This window comes from Endozoicomonas sp. ONNA1, from assembly GCF_024606325.1.
Classification (GTDB): Bacteria; Pseudomonadota; Gammaproteobacteria; order Pseudomonadales; family Endozoicomonadaceae; genus Endozoicomonas_A.
Genome location: NZ_JAHHPN010000234.1, coordinates 1 through 2,100, shown reverse-complemented (window position 1 = coordinate 2,100; position 2,100 = coordinate 1). Strand labels below are relative to the sequence as shown.

Sequence of the window (2,100 nt, the reverse complement as noted above, 5' to 3'; positions counted from 1 at the left end):
ACATTAAATCTGTGTTGTTGAAAAAAACCAGAGCAGGAAAATCAACATTATTTCGACGCTCTGTAAGTGACTTGGTTAACACTTGGTTATTTGTAAACTGCCCAACCCAACGGCTGAGTTGCTCATCACTTTTTGCAGTAATGACTGTCTTTAGTAGAGACTGGTGTGCAGAAGAAAAGCGGCGATACCAAGCCTTTGCCAGGATATCTTCTTCTTTAATAACCTCTCGAAAGTAGGTACAAACCTGCTTTAAACGAGCAATATCTTTAAGCCTCAAACAGCCAATAATTTTCAATTGTGTCAGGCTGGGCAAATTGAGTAGTGAAAGTTCACCCTTGTCACATACAGTAATTTTCCTGCCTGCACTATCACCCACAACCTCTGACCTCGATAGAGATTGATCTGGTGTTGGTGAAAGTGAACCGACAATATTGGAATCGTTATTCATTCCATTCATGCTCTGTTACTCAATGGTTACTATTTACTCTCAATTAAAAAAGACATTCAAAATTGATGCCACGGGTTAGACTCGGAGTTGAAATAAAAGTTCATTACGGGTTGTCAAGTGAAACTGACAATAGTTTCTGTCTTTCAGCACAAGAAGAATAGCGTCAATTAGAGGAAACCCCTTGAATTGATAAACCCGGATCGCGCGCTCATCTTCGGGGTGATTAGAGTAAGGCTTTTCACCCGGTTAATAATAACGCAGCTCAGCCTTACTTTTTTACCACCGGCAGCAACAATTTTCGCCACTAGCCTACTGAGTTTGGATTCTCTAAACAAAAATTGATGACAACTGTTTTCCAGTATCCAAAATTATTTCCCGTTTTTTTGATTAATTAATTCAAGAATCTGGCATCTTCCTTAATTCTTTTCTGCAAAGCCGGATGCGCCTTGACCCTATGGAGATAGGCGGCAAAAACCGGATATTCTGACGGGTCAGGTTCAAATTCGGCATAACCGGCATTGATAAAGCAGGAACCGATGCCAATATCAGCCATCATCAATGATTCACCCAAGAGAAAACCTTGTTCCGGAACTACACTTCCCAGATAAGCCAATGTCTTGGGCATGTTGTCTTTAAGGTTTTGCTGTACTTTGTCTTCGTCCGTTTCCATCCCCATCATCGGCTTCACTACCCGTTCGAAGAACAAACTTTCAGCAGTCACTTTCATTAAAACCGTATCAGCGTACTCCTCGAACCAGCGGGCTTTGGCCTTCAGGACCGGATCGGCGGGATACAACGCAATTTCCGGGTAGCGATCTTCCAGATACTCACAGATGATGGAGGAGTCTGCCAGGGTCACTTCACCATCCTGCAAGGCAGGAACTTTTTTCAGGGGACTGATTTTTTCAAAACCTTCAGGGGTATTAAAAGGAATAACGGGGTCCAACTCAAAATTCAGCCCTTTCATTTCCAGGGCCACTAAAACCTTTCGAACCATGGGGGAAAGGGTTGCTCCAAAAACTTTCATTCTAATTCTCCTGTTCAATGAATAATTTTCATTCCTTAGGGGCAAGAAAATTATTCTATCGCTATGGCGGCTCAGAACCATCTATCCTACAGCCAAGCCTATTAATAAGGCCACTTTATGCTAACCTTGCGTCGTTTATTTACATTCCGATGAAATTCAATGAAACAATCTATTCTGGGTTCCCTTCCTCCAGAGGCTTTCCTGCAAAGCTATTGGCAAAAGAAACCTCTGCTGATTCGTCAGGCCATCCCGGATTTTCTGTCACCTCTCTCGGCCGATGAGCTGGCAGGTCTGGCGTTGGAAGAGGACGTTGAGTCCCGTATTGTGCTTGAGAAAGGGGAAACTCCGTGGGAGCTGAGACGGGGACCGTTCAGTGAAGCTGACTTTGCCTGTCTGCCGCCCAGTCACTGGACACTTCTGGTTCAGGCTGTGGACCACTGGGTACCCGGTGTTCACTCATTGCTGGATTACTTTGACTTTCTTCCCTCCTGGCGGCTTGAAGACATCATGATCAGCTATGCAACCGACGGTGGTTCAGTGGGCCCTCACTATGATCATTTTGATGTTTTCCTGATTCAGGCCGAAGGTCAAAGACGCTGGCAAGTCGGCCCGGTCTATGATGCTA

3 protein-coding genes are annotated in these 2,100 nt (G+C 44.6%); 1 reads left to right on the top strand and 2 read right to left on the bottom strand.

The features are described from left to right. Together KDK19_RS05570 and KDK19_RS05565 are read right to left on the bottom strand one after the other, a co-directional pair. Window positions 1-448: F-box protein (locus tag KDK19_RS05570; protein ID WP_257253386.1), on the bottom strand; the 448-nt coding region annotated here is incomplete at its 3' end. 391 nt (window positions 449-839) lie between these two features. Next, the gene (locus tag KDK19_RS05565) at window positions 840-1,475 is read right to left on the bottom strand and encodes a glutathione S-transferase family protein (RefSeq protein WP_257291523.1); all 636 of its coding nucleotides are present in this window, start codon (window positions 1,473-1,475) and stop codon (window positions 840-842) included. A 159-nt stretch (window positions 1,476-1,634) separates the two neighbouring features. On the opposite strand from KDK19_RS05565, the gene KDK19_RS05560 reads away from it, so the two are divergent. After that, window positions 1,635-2,100 (top strand): cupin domain-containing protein (locus KDK19_RS05560; RefSeq protein WP_306801312.1); only part of this gene is annotated, 466 nt, incomplete at its 3' end.

What these genes read in the sequence shown, in the direction of transcription:
- KDK19_RS05565 (WP_257291523.1), bottom strand. Translation starts at nt 1,475, where the DNA reads ATGAAAGTTTTTGGAGCAACCCTTTCCCCCATGGTTCGAAAGGTTTTA.